The following is an 18,426-nucleotide window of genomic DNA, read 5'->3' as shown; positions in this document are numbered from 1 at the left end:
TTGAATCGAAGGGTAGATCCTTACATATCCAACCAAGTATATAATGAACATAGGGTCAAGGTTAAGGTCGTATAGAGACTCCCCTCGAATATGGAGACGCGGAAGGTTCAGCGGCTGGGACCCTCGACGCTGGCGATGACGCTGCCGGCCGAGTGGGCGAAAGAACAGAACGTCGAGAAGGGCGACGAGGTGTCGCTGCGGATGGGCGGCAAGGGGACGCTGACGGTGTTGCCCGAGTCCGCGAGCACGGAGGACGCGGAGGCGACGCTGCACGCGGACAACCTCGACGCGGACGCCTTGGAGCGGGCGATCCTCGCGCAGTACGTGCTCGGGCGGCGCGTCATCAACATCACCACGAAGGACGGCGCGCTCGGCTCGGACCACATCAACGCGGTGTACAAGGCCGAGACCCAACTCATGGGACTGGGCGTGATCGAGGAGACGCCGGAGAACATCGCCATCCGGTGTTCGGTGGACCCTGAGGACTTCACGCTCGACAACCTGCTGGAGCGCCTGGAGAACACCGGCTCGACGATGCGCGGGGAGGCGGTGAAGGCGCTCGCGCACGGCAACGCCGACCTCGCCCAGCGCGCGCTCAACCGCGAGCGGCAGGCGAACAAGATCTTCGTCCTCCTCCTGCGGCTCATCTTCACGGCCTACCAGAACCCGAACCTCGCACGCGCCGTCGGGCTGGACTCCGGGTTCCCGCTCATCGGCTACCGGTCGATCGCGAAGAACCTCGAACTCATCGCGGACAACGCCGAGGACATCGCCGAGATCGCGATGGAGGCCGAGGGCAACACCCTCGACGTCGACGAGTCGACGATGCGGCGCATCCGCGATTTCACCGACCAGGTCGACGAGATCACGGAGATGGCCGTCGAGTCGGCGGTCAAGCGCGACTACGCGCTCACCATCGAGGTGAAGTACCTCTTCCAGGAGCTGAAGGACCGCGAGCAGGACATCCTCACCGACCTCCCGGAGATGTCGAACGCGCAGCTGCTGCAGGTGCGCGAGGTGCTCGTCAGCCTGCAGGAGACCGCCCAGTACGCGATGCGGATCGCGGAGGTGGCCGCGAACCTCGCGCTCAACGAGGAGAACGAGTTCGTGACGATCGAGTAGAGCGAGGCGCGAGCGAAGCGAGCACCTCGGTAGAACGGCGAAACACGCGACTGCGGTCCTCTCGCGGGAGACTACTCCTCCGCTTCAGCGACATCCTCGGCGCCCCGGTCAGGCTCAGTCTTCTCGGCGCTGAGGGGGTTTCGACGCCGGATGCGACAGTCGAACGCCGGGTGTTCGGCGAAGTGTCGGATCAGCATGTGCCGCCGCGAGCCGGTGATGCCCGTTCGGCCGACGTCGTCGGCGTCGAACCGATCCGGCAGCCGGTCGTACAGCCGGACGAGTTCGTCGAAGGAGTCGAACACCTTCGCGTTGCCCGCCGAGTCGGCGGCCTTGCGCGAGACAACGTAGCTCCCGTCGGCGCGGAACTCCCCGGCGGTGCGGAAGAACTCCCGTCGTTCGGTCAGCGCGTCGGCCAGCGATTCCCGCAGGTCGGCGGCGGCCTCGCGGGTCAGCTCGTGCGTCTGCCCGTCCACCTCCACGACGATGCCATCGCCGTCCGGGGAGGCGGTTACGTTACCGTCCGAGAACTCGATCAGGAGCGGGTGGACTCCGGAACATACCCGGAGGTGTCCGCCCGGAGACAAAGCCTTGTCGGCGCTGGCGAGTTCCGCGCCCGGTTCCGGATGGGAGAGTCGGCCGGCGGTTGACGGTCGAGAGACCGCGGTCTGTTTCCCAGGTGTCGGATCGCGTTCCGACGGTTGTCTCATCACCGACGCCGTCTCGCTCCTCCGACCGGAGACGATCCGAGCGAGCGCGACGAGCCCCGACCGCACGACGTGCCCCGCATCCGCAAGCGTTAGGTGCGCTGCGTCGGAGCGACGCGTATGGAAACCGAGACTCTCGAAAGCGACAAGGCGCTCGGCGTCTCGCTCGTGTTCGGTGCGTTCGCCGTGGTGGGCGCGGGATTCATGCTCGCGGGCGCCTCCCAGATCGTGATAGCATGGGGGTTCGCGCTGGCGTTGACCGCGGCGATCCTGGCGGTCATCGCGCTACAGGCGTTCGACGTCTAATAGGCGCCGTCGCGTCGCCGGTCGATCCCACAGTGGGAGGTGAGGGAAGCGTTAAGAACGCTCGCACCCAACACTGAAACAGCACAAATGACGGAGTACACCGACGAGGAGAAGCGCATCCTCGCGTACCTGCGCGACAGCGTTTCCCGGGGAGAGGAGTACTTCCGGGCGAAAAACATCGCGGAGGCCATCGGCCTCTCCGCCAAGCAGGTCGGCACCCGACTTCCGACGCTCGCGGAGAAATCCGAGGAAGTGGACATCGAGAAGTGGGGCCGTGCCCGCTCGACCACCTGGCGCGTCGAGCTGCCGTAGTCGACGGCAGTCGATGCCTCCCCAAATGTCCCGTCCGAATACGGCGGTCGCCGTACCGGTGTACCGCCCCATCCCGAGTGAATGCGCATCGACCCAGTTCGACTTCTGCTGTCGACCCGCCCCCGATCGTCGGTCCGACGAACGACGACACGGTCGACGCGCGAACCCACCCGTTTTTTCGCCCCCCGCACCTACGTCGGTTCGATGACCGTGCGTGTACGCCGGGAGTTCATCTTCGACGCCGACCCGGAGGACGTCTGGGCGTTTATCTCCGATCCGGCCAAACGTGCCGGGGCGATCAGCGTCGTCGACGAATACGAGGTCGACGACGACGGGACCGCGAGGTGGCACGTCCGCCTGCCGATCCCGGTGATCCGATCGAGCATCGCCGTCGAGACCGAGGAGGTGCGCAAGGACCCGCCCGAGTACGTCAAGTTCGTCGGGAAGTCCCGGGCGTTCCGCGTGACGGGCGAGCACACGGTCTCCGAGACCGAGGACGGGCGCGCCCGCCTCGTCAACGAGTTCGTCGTCGACGGCCGTCTCCCGGGCGTCGAGTCGTTCTTCGAACGGAAGTTCAGCGACGAGTTGGACAACCTCGAACGCGCCCTGGAGCGCGAGCTGGGGCTCGCATGAACCTCGCGCTCGCGCAGATCGAGGTCCGCGCGGCCGACCGCGACGGCAACCTCGACCGAGCGCTGGCGGCGATCGCCGACGCCGCCGACCGCGGCGCGGACCTCGTCGCGCTTCCGGAGCTGTGGAACGTCGGCTACTTCGCGTTCGAAGCGTACGAACGCGGCGCCGAGGCCCTGTCGGGGCCGACCCTGAGCCGGCTCGCCGAGGCCGCCCGTGACCACGACATCGCGCTGCTCGCCGGCTCGGTCGTCGAGGATCTCGCCGAGAGCGCCGCCGCGGGTGCGGATGTGCCTGCCGACGACGGCCTCGCGAACACGGCCGTCCTGTTCGATTCGGACGGCGACCGCCGTGCGGTGTACCGGAAGCACCACCTGTTCGGGTACGACTCGGCGGAGACGCGACTGCTCACGCCCGGCGAGGCGCTGCCGGTCGTCGACATGCTCGGCGTTCGCGTCGGGGTGACGACGTGTTACGATCTGCGGTTCCCCGAACAGTTCCGCGCGCTCGCGGACGGCGGCGTCGACCTCGTGCTCGTCCCCAGCGCGTGGCCCTACCCGCGCGTCGAACACTGGCGGACGCTCCCGCGAGCGCGGGCGATCGAGAACCTCGCGTACGTCGCGACGGTGAACGGCTCGGGGAGCTTCGAGGAGGCGGACCTGCTCGGCCGGTCGACCGTGTACGACCCGTGGGGAACGACACTGGCGTCGACTGGCGACGAACCGGCGCTCGTCGCCGCCGAGATCGATCCCGACCGCGTCGCGAGCGTCCGCGAAGAGTTTCCGGCGCTCCGCGACAGACGCGACTACTGAAGCGAGGGACACGGGGATCGAAGACGGGCGAGCGTGTGTTAGTCGACGTAGTGAACGAACACGGTGTACTCGTCGTCGAGCAGTTGGCAGAGACGCTCGCGGACGTCCGGCGCCACGTCAACGTGTGCCAAGGGTACTTTCTCGACACGGAGGAGCGTCCCTCCGCCGTCGGCGTCGACTGAGTCGCCCGGCGCTCCGAGCCGACGGTGGTCGACGATGCGGCGCGGCTGTGACAGCAGGTCCTCGGCGCCACCGAGCAGCGCCTCGGCCCTGAGGCGAGCCATACTGAAGACTTTCCGTGCGCGAGTATAACCGTTTCCGTCGACCCGATCTTCGCCGACCGGTCCCGGAGCATTTATCCCGACAAGCGGGATATGACTGAGTGCCGGCGAACCGACGCTTTTCTCGTCGTAAGCTGGCAGACACAAGATCCGCGCCGCCGCACCCGACGCGACTGCGCGCGCCCGCTCCGCGGTCAGGGGTCCACCGCACCGGACGCGCGCACCACCGCCTCCCCACCCCCACCTTCGTTCACCGACGCTTTCGTTCGCCGCGACGTGTACGTCCACGCAGCGGGACCGCCGGGTTACAGTTCGACCCGCGCTCCCGTCCGTGCCGAGGTCTGTATCGCCGCCAGCGTCCGCATGTCGACGAGCCCGTCTCCCCCGTCGGGTTCGATGTCGCCGCCGGCCGCCACCGCGTGTGCGAAGTAGTCGAACTCCTCGACCGTCTCGTCCGCGCCGGCGCCCGCGAGCTCGATCGTCCCCTCGGCCGTCTCCACGGTCACCTCACGGTCCGCGCCGGGCTGGAACGCCGACCGGATCGCGATCCGACCCTCGCTCCCGAGCAGCTCCAGCGACGTGTTCGGGTGCCCCGAGAACGACGCCGAGAAGTTCCCGACCCACCCGTCTCCGCCGTCGACGGCGCCCGCGTCGCCATCGGCAACACCGCTCGCGGCGCCGAACTCGACCCGGAAGTCGACGTGCTGGTCGACCTCGTCGAACGTGGGGTCAGGTGACCGGGTCGTCGCCGAGACCGCGACCGGGTGGTCGCCGACGAGGAACCTCGCGGTGTTGAGCGGGTACACGCCCACGTCGTACAGCGCGCCGCCGCCCGCGAGGCGTCCGTCGAGGCGCCACTGGTCCGGGCCGGCATCTCCCCCGAGCACCGGGAACGTGAAGTCGCCGGACGCGCGCTGGAGGTCGCCGATGCCGCCGCCGGCGACGAACTCCCGCAGGCGCCGCATCACGGGGTCGGTCTGCATTCGGTAGGCGGTCATCAGCCGGACCCCCGCGTCGTCGCAGGCGGCGACGAGTCGCTCGGCGCGCTCGACGGTCGCCTCGAGCGGTTTCTCGCAGAGCACGTGCTTCCCGTGTGCGGCGGCTGTCTCTACATGGGGTAGGTGGAGCCGGTTCGGGGTGGCGACGTAGACGGCGTCGTACTCGTCGCTCGCGACGCCCGCCTCGTACTCGTCGTAGCCGATCGCGGTGACGCCGAACTCGTCGACGAGGCGGGAGCGCTTCTCCGGGTCGCCGCTGACGACGACCGTCGGCGCCGCGTAGTCGCCGCGCTCCATCGCCGGGATCGAGACCGAGCGCGCGTAGTTGCCGCAGCCGACCGTCGCGATCCGGGTGACCGCGTCGGCGTCGCCGCCGCGGTCCCCGATCGCGCCGTCCTCGCCCGCCCAGTCACGTCGCCTCGCGTCCGCGAACGTCGACTCGAACATGGCCCGATCGTCCGCGCCGAGTGGCTAAACCGCACCGGCCGGTCGAGAATCGCTTCCGATAATTCGGGCGGAGTGTTGAAGTAACGAACGCGCCCCGATAGTGACACCGCGAGACCGAACCCCGTCCGGACGCACCCCCCAGCGTGTCCGGGCACGCCGGCCGTTTCGGTCGGTTCGGTTCGGCTTCGCGGGCTAGGGGACAGCATGTCCCCAGCGAAACTGGGGCCGCCCGCACGACGGCGATTTCGCCCATCCGCGCGGGCCGGCCGGAGCAACTCCCGCTCCCACTCCCGCTCCGGCCACACGGCCCCGGTACCGCGTAGGACACGCGGTCCGACGCGGCGACGCGCGACGCACCGTACACCACCCCGCGTCGCGTCCGGCGCCTCACCCGCGCCGGGGTCGTCGCACCGGCGGGAGCGGTCTTCAGCCTACCCAGCGGCGACGCTGTGACTACTCGGAAGGAAGCGCCAAAGCGCGAACGAGTCACGGCGTCGCATGCGAGTGCGACTGCAGTACGTCGCAGACGACCGCCGGAGTTCCTCGGCGGCCTACGGCCGCTCGGTCGGAACGCCAGTCAGTCGTCCTTGGTCTTGATATCGGCCGAGAGACCCTGCGCCATTTCGATCTCCTTGGAGTTGTTGAGCGTCCACGCCGTGCGTTCGGTCACGGCCTCGATGACCTCCCGTGCCGAGGGGTAGCCGTTGCCGGATTTCTTCACGCCCCCGAACGGGAGGTGGACCTCCGCGCCGATGCACGGCAGGTTGCCGTACGCCAGCCCGATCTCCGCGTTGTCGCGGAAGTAGTTGATCTGTCGGTAGTCCTCCGAGATGATCGCTCCGGCGAGTCCGTAGTCAGTGTCGTTGTGGATCTCGACCGCCTCCTCGATGTCCCCGCTGTACTTCAGCAGGGCGACGTGCGGGCCGAACACTTCCTCGTGGGTACACCGCAGGTCTTCCTTTGCATCCGCCTCGTACACGAACGGCCCGACCCAGTGGCCCTCCTCGTGGCCCTCAGGGATCTCGGAGTCCTCTAATTCTTCGCGGTCCACCAGGACGTTCACGTCCTCGTCTTTCGCGAGTTGGTTGTACTCCGAGACCTTTTCCTTGTGCTCGGGCTCGATAAGCGGCCCCATGAACGTGTTTTCATCGAGGGGGTCGCCCACGGCGACGTTCTGAGCGTTCTCAACGAACCGCTCTTTGAACTCGTCGTATACGTCCTCGTGGACGACCAAGCGCTCGCTCGAGACGCAGCGCTGGCCCGTCGTCTTGAAGCTCGACATGACTGCTGAGTGAACTGCCGTATCCAAGTCCGCCTTTTCAGTGACGACGATGTTGTTCTTGCCGCCCATCTCGCAGGCCGCGAGCTTGCCGGGCTCGCCGCCGACCTTGCTGGCGATCTTGTGGCCCACCTCGGCGCTCCCGGTGAACAGCACCGTATCCACACGGTCGTCCTCGACGATGGCGTTGCCCGCGTCGCCGAAGCCCTGAACGAGGTTGAACACGCCGTCGGGGACGCCCGCGTCCTCGAACATCTCCGCGAGGATCTGTGCACACCACGGGGTCTGCTCGGCGGGCTTGAACACGACCGTGTTGCCCTCGACGAGAGCGACGGCCATATGCCAGAACGGGATGGCGACCGGGAAGTTCCACGGGGTAATGCAACCGACGACGCCGCGCGGTTTGCGCCGCATGTACGCGTCCTTGCTGGGGATCTCGGAGGGCACGACATCGCCCTTGGGGTGGCGGGCGTCGCCGGCGGCCCACTCGACCATGTGCCACGCTTCAGTTACGTCCGCCTTGCCCTCGCTGATCTCTTTTCCGCACTCCTTGGTGACGATCTCGCCGAGCTCGTCGTGGCGGTCTTTGAGCTCGTGGTAGATGTCCCAGAGGTACTCGGCGCGGTCGATGTGGGAGAGTTCACTCCACTCTTCGAACGCGTCGTCGGCGGCGGCGACGGCGCGGTCGACGTCGGTCTCGGTGCCGCGGCGGAACTCGCCCAGTTCCTCGCCGTTGGCGGGATTTTCCGAGACGAACGTCTCCTCGCCCGTCCCGTCGGTCCACTCGCCGTCGATGTAGTGCTGGTAGACACTGTCGTCTCGACTCATGGGCAAAACTTGCGTCACCGACGTGATATAGGTGCGGGAAGTCGGCCGTCCGTCGGGAGTCGCCCCGCCCCCGGTATCCGATTTTGCGGGAGAGGGGAGCCCCCTCAGCGTCGTCGCCGCGGCGATTCCCGTCGGCCCGTGACCGCCGCAAGAGCCTTTCCTCGCGGTCGCCTCCCCACGACCATGACAGACGCCGAGTCGCTCACGATGGACCTGCCCGAATCGGTCGACGAACCGGCGCTGCGGCGCGTGAAGACCGTTGCCCGGATCATGGACGAGGCGGTCCGGGTTCCGGGGACGAACACGTGGATCGGTCTCGATCCGGTGCTCGGCGTGGTTCCCGGCGTCGGCGACGCGGTCGCCGCCGGCGTCTCGCTGTACATCGTCGCCGAGGCGGCGTACCTCGGTGTCCCGCTGTCGACGGTCGTTCGCATGCTCGCGAACGTGACGGCCGACGCGGTGATCGGGTCGATCCCCGTCGTCGGCCCGGTGTTCGACACGTTCCTCAAGGCGAACACGTGGAACGTCTCCTATCTCGAGGAGTTCGTCGCCGACGCCGCCGGCGACGACGAGGGGGGCGCCGCCCACGCGCCCGCCGACGAGGATGACGGTCCAGTCACCATCGATATCTCGGAGGAGTGACCCGGCGACCGTTCTTGACGGGCCGCCCTCTCACGCACGTCTCACGGGCCACTTGACGCACGGCTCGCTTCGCTCACGGCTCGCCTCACTCGCCGTTCGCCGTCGCACGTTTCTCGATCTCGCCTTTGAGCCCCGGTCCGTCGAAATCGTGGTCCGGGCGGATCGCGACGAAATCGAGATACTCGCGGGCGGCGAGCACGTCCGCGGGGGGGTACGCCGACAGCGCCGCCTCGACGGCGTCGCCCGCGCCGATCAGCGGCTCCAGCGCCGCCAGCCCGCACGCGAGGTCGTACTCCCGGGCGTCCAACGCCCCCGGCTTCCGGACGCTCGTCGCGTCGATGAAGTAGAGGTCGCCCGCGAGGATGAGCACGTTCTCCGCGCGCAGATCGCCGTGGGCGAGCCCGTTGTCGTGCAGCCGCCTGAGCGCGCGGAACAACTCGGGCGCGAGTTCGCGCTCGGCGTCGGCGTCGAGTTCGTCAAGGGGTCGGAACGCGGGGAGGTACTCGACGACGAGTACGCCCAACCCGTCGATCTCCAGCGCCTCGACCGGCTCGGGCGCGTTGATGCCGATGGCACGCATCTCCCGGGTTGCCTCCAACTCGTGGCGGGCCATCTCGGCGGGCGTGCCGAAGTGCTCGAAAAAGCCCTCCGTGCCCGAGGCGAACGCGCCGACGTTGCGCCCGGCCGTGAACAGCGCGTGTACGACGGAATTTTGCCGGCTCACCACCTTCACGAAGTAGATCTCCCCGCCGGTGTGGAGGATGAACGGCGTCGACAGCCAGTTGTCGGCGTCGAGGAACTCGACGCGCGCCGTCCCATCACCGTATCGGCCGGCGAGGTCGCGCGCCACCGCCTCCAAGCGGTCCCACTCGACGGTCCCGCGGAGGAGGCGCTGGAGGTCCATGGGGTGGTCCGTACTCCGCGAGCGGGGATAAATCGTTGCGACCGCCCGCCCGCGGATATTGCGCCGACCGAAAGCCATCGAAACAAGTATTTCCCGGGGCGCCGCTGCTTCGTTCATGAACTTTGATCTGCCCGCGGAGCACCGGATGATCCGGGACCAAGTCCGCGAGTTCTGCGAGGAGGAGATCGCCCCCATCGCCCAGGAGATCGAAGACGAGCACCGCTTCCCCGAGGAGATCTTCGAACAGCTCGAGCAGCTCGACATGATGGGCGTTCCCGTTTCCGAGGAGTACGGCGGCCTCGGCGGCGACCAGCTCATGTACGCGATCGTCACCGAGGAACTCGGGCGCGTCTCCGGCGGCATCGGCCTCTCGTACGCCGCACACGTCTCGCTGGGCTCGAAGCCGATCGAGCTGTTCGGAACCGACGAGCAGAAGGAGGAGTGGCTGCGACCGCTCGCGGAGGGCGAGGGGATGGGCGCGTGGGCGCTCACCGAGCCCGGCTCGGGCTCCGACGCCTCGGACATGGACACGATGGCGGAGCGGGACGGTGACGAGTGGGTGCTCGACGGCACGAAGCAGTTCATCACGAACGCCAACGTCGCCAACAGCGTGCTCGTGAAGGCCGTCACCGACCCCGAGGCGGGCTACGACGGCATCTCGACGTTCATCGTCGACCCCGAGAGCGACGGCGGCTTCGAGGTGACGACCGTCTGGGACAAGATGGGCCTGAACTGCTCGCCGACCTGCGAGATCCAGCTGAACGACGTGCGGCTCCCCGAGGACCGCCTGCTCGGCGAGACGGGTGAGGGCTGGACCCAGACGATGAAGACGCTGGAGGGCGGGCGCATCTCCATCGCGGCGCTGTCGACCGGCCTCGCGCAGGGCGCCTACGAGGCTGCCAAGGAGTACTCCGGCGAGCGCGAGCAGTTCGGTAAACCGATCTCGAAGTTCGACGCCGTCCGCGACATGATCGTCGACATGCACCGCAAAACCGAGCGCGCGCGACTGCTCACCCACAAGGCCGCGACGATGTACGACGACGGCGAGGACGTGACGCGCGCGTCGGCGCTCGCGAAGCTGGACGCCAGCGAGGCCGCCCGCGAGGTCGCCGAGGACGCGGTGCAGGTCCACGGCGGCTACGGCTACACCACCGACTTCCCCCCGCAGCGGTTCTACCGCGACGCGAAGCTGATGGAGATCGGCGAGGGGACCAGCGAGATCCAGCACCTCATCATCGGTCGCCAGCTCGGGCTGTAGCCGGGCGTCCCGATCGCGGTCGGTGACGCCACCGTGTCGGGCGTCTTCGACAATCTGTTCTGATAATTCTGGGCGCGGCTTTATCAGTCGATCACGACCACCCCGGGACACCTATCGGCAATGGTCCACGCGTCAGATATCTTCCTCGCCGCCGCCGGCTCTACGCTGTTGTCAGCGACAGCGGGTGCGCTCGCGTACCTCCGGACCCGCGAGCGGGCGGACCACGCCGGCGCCGCGATCGCGGCGACCCTGCTGCTGGTCGCGGCCTGGTCGGCCACGCTGGGTCTCCAGTTGGCGGCCGGAACGACGGCCGCGGCCGAGGGGCTGCTCCGGCTGAAGTGGCTCGTCTCGCTCCCGATCGTGAGCACCTCCCTGTTGTTCGCGATCACGTACGCCGGCCACGGCGAGTGGCTGACCCCGCCCCGGATCGCCGCGCTCGCCGCGGAGCCCGCGGTTGTCGGCGCGCTGATCGTCGTGAATCCGACCGGCGTCTTCTTCGCCGCGATCGAGCCGCGGACCGCCTTCGGCATGGTCGTGCTCGTCGGCGATCCCGGCCCGGGGCTCGTCACACACCTCGTTTACAGCGTGGTCGCCGGGGCGGCGTTCGTCTCGCTTCTGGCCCGGGCGGCGCTGCGCTCGTCGGGGGCGTATCGAACCCAGGCGGCCGTGCTGTGTACCGGAACCGCGGCCCCGATCGCCACCCTCTCGCTGTTCGCCCTGGGGCCGTCGTGGCTGCCGCCCATCGATCTCACGCCGCTGGGATTCGGGGCGGTAAGCCTGGCGCTGCTGGTCGCGATGACCCGGTATGACCTGTTCGACGTCGCCTCCGTCGCCCACGAGACGGTGTTCTCCGGGCTCGACGACGCGATCGTCGTCCTCAACGACGACGACTGCGTGCTCGAGGCGAACCCGGCCGCCCGGGAGGCGTTCGCCCTCGGCGACGACTGGGTCGGCGACGACGCCGCGGGCGTGCTACCGGGCGCCGTCGTCGAGTCCGGGCTGCTCGACGACGACGGCGACGACGACGCCGAGGTCGTCCTCGGCGAGGCGGACCCCGACGTCGCGGGCGACGGGGGCTTCGGCGAGCCGGTCCCGAACCCGACGTACTTCGAGGCGACCTGCGAGTCGCTCGGACGAGAGGGGGTCCGGCTGCTCGTGTTCCGTAACGTGACCGAGCAGCAGAGGATCCGGCGACGATATCGGGCGTACGTCGAGCACTCCGAGGACATCGTCGCGGTCGCCGACGCCGACGGCGTCCTCGAGTACATCAGCCCCGCCGCCGAGATCGTCCTCGGATACGACACGGAGACGCTCGAGGGCGACGAGTTCACCGACTACATCCACCCGGACGACCGACGGTCGGTCGCCAAGCCGTTCGCCGAGAGCCTTCATCGACCCGGCGAGCGCGTCCGCGTCTCCTTTCGCGCGGAGCACCGCGACGGCGGCTGGCGCGTGCTCGACGGCGTCGGCGTGAACCGCTTCGACGACCCACACATCGGCGGCTACCTGCTGACCCTCCGCGACGAGACCCGCAGGGACCGCTACGAGCAGCGGCTGCGCGTCTTGACCCGTGTCCTCCGACACGACCTCCGCAACGAGCTCAACGTCGTGCACGGCTACGCGGACGTGATAGCGGCCGAGGGCGGCGACACCGCCGAGCACGCCGAGCGCATCCAGCGGTCGGCCGAGCGGCTCGCCTCGCTGGGAAGCCGCGTCCGCGGCGTCGACCAGACGCTTCAGCGGACGGACCACGGCGGGCGCCCGGTCAATGTGACGTGCGTCGTCGGGGAGGTGGCCGACCGCGCCCGCGATCGGTTCCCGGAGATGACGGTGACCGTCGAGGCCGACGAGGCGGTCGCGTACGCCGACGAGCTGCTCGCCACCGCGGTGTGGAACGTCGTGGAGAACGCCGGCCGACACCACCATGACGATCACCCGCGGATGGCGATTACGCTGTCGGACAACTCGGGGACCGTCGAGATCCGGATCGCGGACGACGGACCGGGGATCCCCGCGGAGGACCGCGAGGCGGTGGAGTCGGGCCACGAGACCCAACTTCGCCACGCCAGCGGGCTCGGCCTCTGGCTCGTCAGATGGATCGTCGACGGGGTCGACGGCGAGCTCTCCTTCGTCGACGGCGACGAGGCGGAGTCCGAGCCGATCGACGACGTCGGGACGGTCGTCGTCCTCCGCCTGCGTGCGGCCGACGCGGAGTCGGTGACGACGGGGTCGATCGAGCAGATGGACCCGTGGGACGTCACCAGAGCGCGCGCCCAGCGTACCGACGGCGGGGATGACGACGACGTGGAGCAGTTCGACCGGGTAGTCGCGCCACAGCCATCGGACGACGGACAGTGAACAACCACCTGACGACGGCAGGTGACGCGAGCGAAGACCCGGCTACGACGACGCGACGAACACCAGCGGCTCCCAGTCGCCTCGCTCGTCCGGAACCAACTCCGTCCCCGCGGTGAACGCTCGGTCGTGGACCGCCCGTACGGCCGCGAGAACGGCCGCCGACGCGTCGAGCGTCGCCGCGAACTCGTTCCACACGCGCGGCGGAACGAGCAGAAAGTACACTCGGCCGTCGCGACGGACGAGCGGGTCGTACTCGAACGCCCGTCGGTACTCGAAGACGAGGTCGGCGACGCCCGGGTACGCACGAACGTCGGCCTGCATCGTGGTCAGCGTCTCCCGCACGGCGGACTCGTCGACGCCGGCGGCCGCCGCCACGTCCGCGACGTGGGGTGCGAGCGGACCCATATCCTCCATACGGCAGGCTCCGGCCCGTGACGCCATGAGCGATGCGGTGGGCCGACGACCGATACCGTGGGCCGATGACCGATGCGGTGGGTCGAAGTGTCGACGGGTAGTACGGGCGGCATGAACGTCGACATCGGGTTCGTCACGCAGCTCGGCATGGATCCCCCGGACGCAGCGGCGATCGCGGCCGACCACGGCTACGACTACGTCGAGGTGATGCTCGACGGCGCCGGCGCGCGCGACCGGCTCGCCCCGCGTCGCGACGAGCTCCGAACGGCGCTGGCCGACCACGGCGTCGGCTGCACGGTCCACCTCCCGTTCGGATCGATCGACCCCGGATCCCCGTTCGACGCCGTGCGTTCGGGCGCCGTCGCCGAGTTGGAGGCGCACCTCGACCTCGCGGCGGCCCTCGGGGCGACGAAGGCGACGCTCCACCCGACGACGGACGCGTGGGCGCCCGCCCACGACGACGGGACCGTCGGCGACGCGATCGTCGAGTCGGTCCGCCACCTCGACGGCTACGCCGCCGACCACGGCGTGGAGCTGGTCGCCGAGAACATCCCGAAGGGCCGGTTCGACACGAACCGGATCGACGAGCTGCTCGACCGCACGGACGTGTCGATGTGTCTCGACACGGGGCACGCCCGGGTCGACGGCCGCGACGACGGCGGCATCGTGGCGCTGATCGACGCACACGCCGACCGGATCTCGCATTTCCACCTGAACGACGTCCGCCGCCCGAGCGACGAACACCTCCCGATCGGTTCGGGGTTCGTCGACTTCGAGCGCCTGTTTCGGGCGCTTCCCGACGACTGGACGGGGACGCTCTCGGCGGAGGTGTTCACCCACGACGCCGGCTACCTCGGCCACAGCCTCGACCGGGTCGAGGAGTCGCTGGCGGCAGTCGAACCCGAGAGCGCACGCGGCGGTCGCGACACCGACGGCGCGGAAGCCGAGGGCGACGACGACGACGAACGCACGGGGGCTGACGACGACGACGACACGGAGGGCGGGGAATGAGCCGGCTGGTCGTCGGCGAGTGTATCGTCGACCTCCACCCCGAGGGGGCCGAGTCGGGGGGCCACGGCGACGCCGGGACGTACGCCAGACGGCCCGGCGGCGCGCCGGCGAACGTCGCCGTCGGCCTCGCACGCCTCGGCGAGGCGCCGGCGCTGTGGACCAGACTGGGCCGGGACGGCTTCGGCGACTTCCTCGCGGCGACGCTCCGCGAGGAGGGGATCCCCGACACGTACGTCGAGCGCGACCCGGACGCGCCGACCGGCCTCGCGGTCGTCGCGCTCGACGCCGACGGCGACCGTTCGTTCTCGCTGTACCTCGACGGCACCGCGAGTACCCGGCTGGAGTCGGGCCGGATCGACGACGACGCGCTCGCGGCGGTCGACTGGCTCCACGTCGGCGGCGTCGAGCTCGCCCACGAGCCGTCGCGCTCGGCCGTGTTCGACCTGCTGGAGCGGACGCCCGACGGCGTCACCGTCTCGTTCGACCCGAACGCGCGCCCCTCGCTGTGGCGGGAGTTCGACTACGCCGACACGCTCGCGCGGGCGCTCCCGAACGTGGGCGTGCTCGTCGCGTCCGCCGAGGACCTCGACCCCGCGGGCTACGGGGGGACGGCGGAGACCGTCGCGTCCGCGGTCGTCGCGGACGGTCCCCACACCGCGCTGATCACCCGCGGCGCGGCGGGAGCGTACGCCCGGTCGACCGCCGACGCGCCGTGGGGCGCCGGCCACGCCGAGCATCCGGGGTTCGACGCCGACGTGGTCGACACGACCGGCGCGGGCGACGCGTTCACCGCGGGCGCGATCGAGGCGCTCGACGGCGGGTCGTCGTTGGCAGAGGCGCTCCGATTCGGCAACGCCGTCGGCGCTCGGGCGACGACCGCACAGGGGGCGATGGCCGCGCTGCCGACGCGGGAGCAGGTCGAGGCGTTCCTCGACGACGAGTAGGCGCCGCGCCGAGCGGCGGGCCGCGCGCTCGTCGGCGCTCGGGCCCGCCCGTCACCGCCCGATGACGACGAGCGCCAGCCCCGCGAACACCAGCGCCGCGCCGAGCGAGAACGTCGGGAGATAGCCCGCGGCGCCGGCGACGACGCCGCCGAGCGCGGAGCCGACGGCGGTCGCGAGCCCCGCGGCCGCCGCCTGCGCGCCGAGGGCGGCGCCGCGGGTCGACTCGTCGGCGAGCCGGCTGACGATGCCGGCGGTGGTGACGGCGATGAACGCCCACGTCGCGCCGATGAGCCCGAACGCGAGCGCGTAGCCCGCCAGCGCCGGGAGCGCGGCCGTCGGGAGGAGGACGCCAACGACCGCGACGCCGGGGAACAGCGCCCCCCGCCCGGCGAGCGCGCCCGCCTGCACGACCCGCGGGGCGTACCGCCCGGCGAGGCGACCCGCCTGCCCGTAGCAGACCGCCGAGCCGAGGTTGCCCGCGAGGTAGACGCCGAACACCGCCCCGTCGTCGACGCGCTCGGCGAGGAACGCCGGCACCGGCCCCCAGAAGACGGCGAAGCCCAGCGAGAAGACGACCACCGCGAGGACGTACCGCCGCAGCGGCGGGGAGAAGCCGGCGAGCGGGTTCGAACGCCCGGCGCCGTCCCGTCGCGATCCCGCCCCGTTTCGGAGCGACCGCAAGCCCCAGAACACCCGCGTCGGGCCGTAGAGACTGGCGCGGAGGTAGCGCCCGGCGCCCCAGTTCGAGCGCGAGAGCCGGGCGTACACCCGCCGGAAGCGCTCGGCGGAGACGGTCGACGGCTCGGGGTACCACACCCGCGCGAGCAGCAGCGCTGCCGTCGCGACGACCGCGAGGACGAGAAACAGCAGTCGCTGACCCGTGATCGGGTCGACGCCGAACCGGGGGACGACGAGCGTCCACGCGGTGCCGACGACGAGGCCGGCCACCCAGCCGTACCCCTGCCAGGCGTTCAGGGAGGCGATCCGGCCGTCCCACTCGTCGACGGGCGCGCCCTCGACGACGATCAGGTTCAGGACGGGCACAGCGGCGGCGACGACGAACCACAACGCGGCGTTGAGCGCCAACACCGTCGCCGGCGTCGTCGCCAGCGGCACGAGCGCGAGCACGCCCGCGGTCGCCCCGAGCGCGACGAGAACGAACGGCCGCCGACGGTTCGTCCGGGCGGCCAGCGCGGCCCACGCGAGCGCGCCGGGCACGCCCACGAGCGCCGCGGTCGCGGCGATGAGGCCGACGAACGCGAGGCTGGCGTCCAGCGCGATCGCGTACAGCGGGACGAGCACGGAGGCGCCGCCGACGGCGGCGTATCCCAGTCCCCAGGCGATCAGCCAGCGACGGGCGCGAACCACGGACGGGACTGTTCCGGGGGCGACAAATCCCTTCCGCAACCGGGCGGCAACGCCGGAGGATCGGGGTCAACCGAGCGACAGGACCCTCCCGAGAACGGCAGGGTGAAGGTGAAGAGCACGAACGAGCGGGCAGGATGCACGAGGAAGACGATGCGGAGGGTCGCGACGGCGACGGCGGCACCGCCGCCGAGGACGCTGTCGACACCGCCGACGCCGGGGGCGCCGACGACGCTGCCGGTGGAGACGAGGCATCGCTCATCACCTACGGGATCGAGGACCGCCCGCCGTTCCTGCAGTCGCTCGGCCTCGGGATCCAGCACTACCTCACGATGGTCGGCGCGAACATCGCGGTCCCGCTGATCCTCGCGGGCGCGATGGGGATGCCGGACCAGTTCGTCCCGCGGTTCGTCGGCACGTTCTTCGTCGTCTCGGGGATCGCGACGCTCGCGCAGACGACGCTCGGGAACCGCTACCCGATCGTCCAGGGGGCGCCGTTCTCGATGCTTGCGCCCGCCTTGGCGATCGTCGGCGTCGTCGTCGCGAACCCGCCCGGCGGCGGGGTCGAAGCCTGGCGCGCCGCCCTGCTGCAGCTTCAGGGCGCGATCGTCGTCGCGGCGCTGTTCGAGATCGCGATCGGCTATCTGGGGCTGGTGGGTCGCCTCCGGCGATTCTTCTCCCCGGTGGTGATCGCGCCGGTCATCGTGCTCATCGGGCTGACGCTGTTCACCGCGCCGCAGGTGGCGAGCGCGACGCAGAACTGGCCACTGCTGTTGTTCACGTTCGGCCTGATCGCCGTCTTCTCGCAGTTCCTCGGCGACCGCGCGCCGGCGTTCCAACTGTTCCCGGTCCTGTTGGGGATCGTCGTCGCCTACGTCGCCGCGCTCGCGCTGTCTGCGACGGGCGTGTACGCGCCCGGGACGCCGGGGTACGTCGATCTGACGCCGGTGGCGGAGGCGCCGTTGGCGGTCGCCATCTACCCGCTCCAGTGGGGGATGCCGCAGGTGACGACGAGCTTCGTCGTCGGCATGCTCGCGGGCGTGATCGCCTCGATCATCGAATCGCTCGGCGACTACCACGCCGTCGCCCGGCTCTCGGGGGTCGGCGCTCCCTCGGAGAAGCGCATCACCCACGGCATCGGGATGGAGGGGCTCGCGAACGTGTTCGCGGGGCTGATGGGCGCGGGCGGCTCCACCTCCTACTCGGAGAACATCGGCGCCATCGGGCTCACCGGCGTCGCCTCCCGCTACGTCGTGCAGGTCGGCGCGGCGGCGATGCTCGTCGTCGGCTTCTTCGGTCCCTTCGGCGCGCTCATCGCGAGCATCCCGGGCCCCGTCGTCGGCGGCCTCTACGTCGCGATGTTCGGCCAGATCGTCGGCGTCGGGCTCTCGAACCTGAAGTACGTCGATCTGGACTCCCAGCGGAACCTCTTCGTGCTCGGCGTGTCGCTGTTCGCCGGGCTGTTCGTCCCCGAGTACTTCTCGAACGTCGCCGCCGCGGCGCCCGACGGCGTCGGCGGGGCCGCCTTCTTCGCACAGAGCATGGCCGCGGTACCCGTCCTCGGTCCGGCGCTCGGAGCCGATGTCGTCGCCAACACCGTGTTCGTCGTCGGCTCCACCGGGATCAGCGTCGGCGGGATCGTCGCGTTCACCCTCGACAACGTGATCCCCGGGACCGACGAGGAGCGCGGCCTCGCCGACTGGGCGCGGACCGCCGAGTCCGACGAGGACTTCCTGTCCGCGTACGACCGCTTCGTCCGCGCGGACTGAGTCGCGACCCGCTCCGACGCGTTCAACTCGGCGGCGGCGGAA

At 70.0% G+C, this 18,426-nt stretch carries 18 protein-coding genes; 11 read left to right on the top strand and 7 right to left on the bottom strand.

Going from position 1 to position 18,426, the window contains the following annotated elements; all coding sequences use genetic code 11:
• Positions 1–90: 90 nt before the first annotated feature.
• On the top strand, positions 91–1,122 hold the full coding sequence (locus tag ABJD39_RS11045; RefSeq protein ID WP_222913787.1) for a phosphate uptake regulator PhoU: 1,032 nt from the start codon (positions 91–93) through the stop codon (positions 1,120–1,122).
• Between the two features lie 71 nt (positions 1,123–1,193).
• Here the strand turns inward: ABJD39_RS11045 and ABJD39_RS11040 are convergent, their stop codons facing one another.
• Entirely contained in the window at positions 1,194–1,601 is a 408-nt protein-coding gene (locus ABJD39_RS11040; RefSeq protein WP_348608413.1) for a DUF7528 family protein, read from the bottom strand.
• Positions 1,602–1,946: 345 nt separating this feature from the next.
• On the opposite strand from ABJD39_RS11040, the gene ABJD39_RS11035 reads away from it, so the two are divergent.
• From ABJD39_RS11035 to ABJD39_RS11020, 4 genes are all read left to right on the top strand, one after another.
• On the top strand, positions 1,947–2,132 hold the full coding sequence (locus tag ABJD39_RS11035) for a DUF7525 family protein (protein ID WP_348608410.1): 186 nt from the start codon (positions 1,947–1,949) through the stop codon (positions 2,130–2,132).
• 87 nt (positions 2,133–2,219) lie between these two features.
• Positions 2,220–2,444, top strand: coding sequence for a DUF7123 family protein (locus ABJD39_RS11030; protein ID WP_222913782.1), 225 nt, complete (start codon positions 2,220–2,222; stop codon positions 2,442–2,444).
• A gap of 204 nt (positions 2,445–2,648) precedes the next feature.
• Positions 2,649–3,077, top strand: coding sequence for a CoxG family protein (locus ABJD39_RS11025; protein WP_348608406.1), 429 nt, complete (start codon positions 2,649–2,651; stop codon positions 3,075–3,077).
• Entirely contained in the window at positions 3,074–3,886 is an 813-nt protein-coding gene (locus tag ABJD39_RS11020) for a nitrilase-related carbon-nitrogen hydrolase (RefSeq protein WP_348608403.1), read from the top strand. Before ABJD39_RS11025 ends, ABJD39_RS11020 begins: the two co-directional genes overlap by 4 nt.
• A 38-nt stretch (positions 3,887–3,924) precedes the next feature.
• Here the strand turns inward: ABJD39_RS11020 and ABJD39_RS11015 are convergent, their stop codons facing one another.
• From ABJD39_RS11015 to ABJD39_RS11005, 3 genes are all read right to left on the bottom strand, one after another.
• Positions 3,925–4,170: a hypothetical protein gene (locus tag ABJD39_RS11015; RefSeq protein ID WP_348608400.1), complete on the bottom strand. Its 246-nt coding sequence runs from the start codon at positions 4,168–4,170 to the stop codon at positions 3,925–3,927.
• A 302-nt stretch (positions 4,171–4,472) separates the two neighbouring features.
• Positions 4,473–5,612 (bottom strand): Gfo/Idh/MocA family oxidoreductase, encoded by a 1,140-nt coding sequence (locus ABJD39_RS11010; protein WP_348608397.1) that lies wholly within the window; start codon positions 5,610–5,612, stop codon positions 4,473–4,475.
• A 577-nt stretch (positions 5,613–6,189) separates the two neighbouring features.
• The gene (locus ABJD39_RS11005; RefSeq protein ID WP_348608394.1) at positions 6,190–7,719 is read right to left on the bottom strand and encodes an aldehyde dehydrogenase family protein; all 1,530 of its coding nucleotides are present in this window, start codon (positions 7,717–7,719) and stop codon (positions 6,190–6,192) included.
• A gap of 183 nt (positions 7,720–7,902) precedes the next feature.
• Here ABJD39_RS11005 and ABJD39_RS11000 point away from each other — a divergent pair, with 183 nt between their 5' ends.
• The gene (locus ABJD39_RS11000) at positions 7,903–8,361 is read left to right on the top strand and encodes a DUF4112 domain-containing protein (RefSeq protein ID WP_348608391.1); all 459 of its coding nucleotides are present in this window, start codon (positions 7,903–7,905) and stop codon (positions 8,359–8,361) included.
• Positions 8,362–8,446: 85 nt separating this feature from the next.
• Here ABJD39_RS11000 and ABJD39_RS10995 read toward each other — a convergent pair whose 3' ends face one another.
• Positions 8,447–9,265: an RIO1 family regulatory kinase/ATPase gene (locus tag ABJD39_RS10995; RefSeq protein ID WP_348608388.1), complete on the bottom strand. Its 819-nt coding sequence runs from the start codon at positions 9,263–9,265 to the stop codon at positions 8,447–8,449.
• Between the two features lie 115 nt (positions 9,266–9,380).
• Between ABJD39_RS10995 and ABJD39_RS10990 the strand changes: the two genes are divergently transcribed.
• A complete protein-coding gene (locus tag ABJD39_RS10990) occupies positions 9,381–10,523 on the top strand; it encodes an acyl-CoA dehydrogenase family protein (RefSeq protein ID WP_348608385.1) in 1,143 nt (380 codons plus the stop codon).
• 120 nt (positions 10,524–10,643) lie between these two features.
• Positions 10,644–12,881 carry a histidine kinase N-terminal 7TM domain-containing protein gene (locus tag ABJD39_RS10985; protein ID WP_348608382.1) on the top strand — a complete coding sequence of 746 codons (2,238 nt, stop codon included), beginning with the start codon at positions 10,644–10,646 and terminating at the stop codon, positions 12,879–12,881.
• Between the two features lie 42 nt (positions 12,882–12,923).
• On the opposite strand, the gene ABJD39_RS10980 is transcribed toward ABJD39_RS10985, so the two are convergent.
• A complete protein-coding gene (locus tag ABJD39_RS10980; RefSeq protein ID WP_348608379.1) occupies positions 12,924–13,295 on the bottom strand; it encodes a hypothetical protein in 372 nt (123 codons plus the stop codon).
• Between the two features lie 111 nt (positions 13,296–13,406).
• Here ABJD39_RS10980 and ABJD39_RS10975 point away from each other — a divergent pair, with 111 nt between their 5' ends.
• Positions 13,407–14,306, top strand: a complete 900-nt coding sequence (locus tag ABJD39_RS10975) for a sugar phosphate isomerase/epimerase family protein (protein WP_348608376.1) — start codon at positions 13,407–13,409, stop codon at positions 14,304–14,306.
• A complete protein-coding gene (locus tag ABJD39_RS10970) occupies positions 14,303–15,250 on the top strand; it encodes a carbohydrate kinase family protein (protein ID WP_348608373.1) in 948 nt (315 codons plus the stop codon). Before ABJD39_RS10975 ends, ABJD39_RS10970 begins: the two co-directional genes overlap by 4 nt.
• Positions 15,251–15,301: 51 nt before the next feature.
• On the opposite strand, the gene ABJD39_RS10965 is transcribed toward ABJD39_RS10970, so the two are convergent.
• Positions 15,302–16,618 carry an MFS transporter gene (locus tag ABJD39_RS10965; protein WP_348608370.1) on the bottom strand — a complete coding sequence of 439 codons (1,317 nt, stop codon included), beginning with the start codon at positions 16,616–16,618 and terminating at the stop codon, positions 15,302–15,304.
• A 134-nt stretch (positions 16,619–16,752) separates the two neighbouring features.
• Here ABJD39_RS10965 and ABJD39_RS10960 point away from each other — a divergent pair, with 134 nt between their 5' ends.
• Positions 16,753–18,384 (top strand): uracil-xanthine permease family protein, encoded by a 1,632-nt coding sequence (locus tag ABJD39_RS10960; RefSeq protein ID WP_348608367.1) that lies wholly within the window; start codon positions 16,753–16,755, stop codon positions 18,382–18,384.
• Positions 18,385–18,426 lie beyond the last annotated feature (42 nt).

The sequence above is a fragment of the Halobaculum rarum genome (genome assembly GCF_040025155.1).
GTDB classification, from domain to species: Archaea; Halobacteriota; Halobacteria; order Halobacteriales; family Haloferacaceae; genus Halobaculum; species Halobaculum rarum.
Note: the sequence above shows the minus strand (reverse complement) of the source record. Positions and strands in the feature narration are given on the sequence as shown.

What these genes read in the sequence shown, in the direction of transcription:
- ABJD39_RS11015 (WP_348608400.1), bottom strand. Translation starts at nt 4,170, where the DNA reads ATGGCTCGCCTCAGGGCCGAGGCGCTGCTCGGTGGCGCCGAGGACCTG.
- ABJD39_RS10990 (WP_348608385.1), top strand. Translation starts at nt 9,381, where the DNA reads ATGAACTTTGATCTGCCCGCGGAGCACCGGATGATCCGGGACCAAGTC.
- ABJD39_RS11035 (WP_348608410.1), top strand. Translation starts at nt 1,947, where the DNA reads ATGGAAACCGAGACTCTCGAAAGCGACAAGGCGCTCGGCGTCTCGCTC.
- ABJD39_RS10985 (WP_348608382.1), top strand. Translation starts at nt 10,644, where the DNA reads ATGGTCCACGCGTCAGATATCTTCCTCGCCGCCGCCGGCTCTACGCTG.
- ABJD39_RS10960 (WP_348608367.1), top strand. Translation starts at nt 16,753, where the DNA reads ATGCACGAGGAAGACGATGCGGAGGGTCGCGACGGCGACGGCGGCACC.
- ABJD39_RS11030 (WP_222913782.1), top strand. Translation starts at nt 2,220, where the DNA reads ATGACGGAGTACACCGACGAGGAGAAGCGCATCCTCGCGTACCTGCGC.
- ABJD39_RS10975 (WP_348608376.1), top strand. Translation starts at nt 13,407, where the DNA reads ATGAACGTCGACATCGGGTTCGTCACGCAGCTCGGCATGGATCCCCCG.
- ABJD39_RS10980 (WP_348608379.1), bottom strand. Translation starts at nt 13,295, where the DNA reads ATGGAGGATATGGGTCCGCTCGCACCCCACGTCGCGGACGTGGCGGCG.
- ABJD39_RS11010 (WP_348608397.1), bottom strand. Translation starts at nt 5,612, where the DNA reads ATGTTCGAGTCGACGTTCGCGGACGCGAGGCGACGTGACTGGGCGGGC.
- ABJD39_RS11025 (WP_348608406.1), top strand. Translation starts at nt 2,649, where the DNA reads ATGACCGTGCGTGTACGCCGGGAGTTCATCTTCGACGCCGACCCGGAG.
- ABJD39_RS10995 (WP_348608388.1), bottom strand. Translation starts at nt 9,265, where the DNA reads ATGGACCTCCAGCGCCTCCTCCGCGGGACCGTCGAGTGGGACCGCTTG.
- ABJD39_RS11000 (WP_348608391.1), top strand. Translation starts at nt 7,903, where the DNA reads ATGACAGACGCCGAGTCGCTCACGATGGACCTGCCCGAATCGGTCGAC.
- ABJD39_RS11005 (WP_348608394.1), bottom strand. Translation starts at nt 7,719, where the DNA reads ATGAGTCGAGACGACAGTGTCTACCAGCACTACATCGACGGCGAGTGG.
- ABJD39_RS10970 (WP_348608373.1), top strand. Translation starts at nt 14,303, where the DNA reads ATGAGCCGGCTGGTCGTCGGCGAGTGTATCGTCGACCTCCACCCCGAG.
- ABJD39_RS11020 (WP_348608403.1), top strand. Translation starts at nt 3,074, where the DNA reads ATGAACCTCGCGCTCGCGCAGATCGAGGTCCGCGCGGCCGACCGCGAC.
- ABJD39_RS11045 (WP_222913787.1), top strand. Translation starts at nt 91, where the DNA reads ATGGAGACGCGGAAGGTTCAGCGGCTGGGACCCTCGACGCTGGCGATG.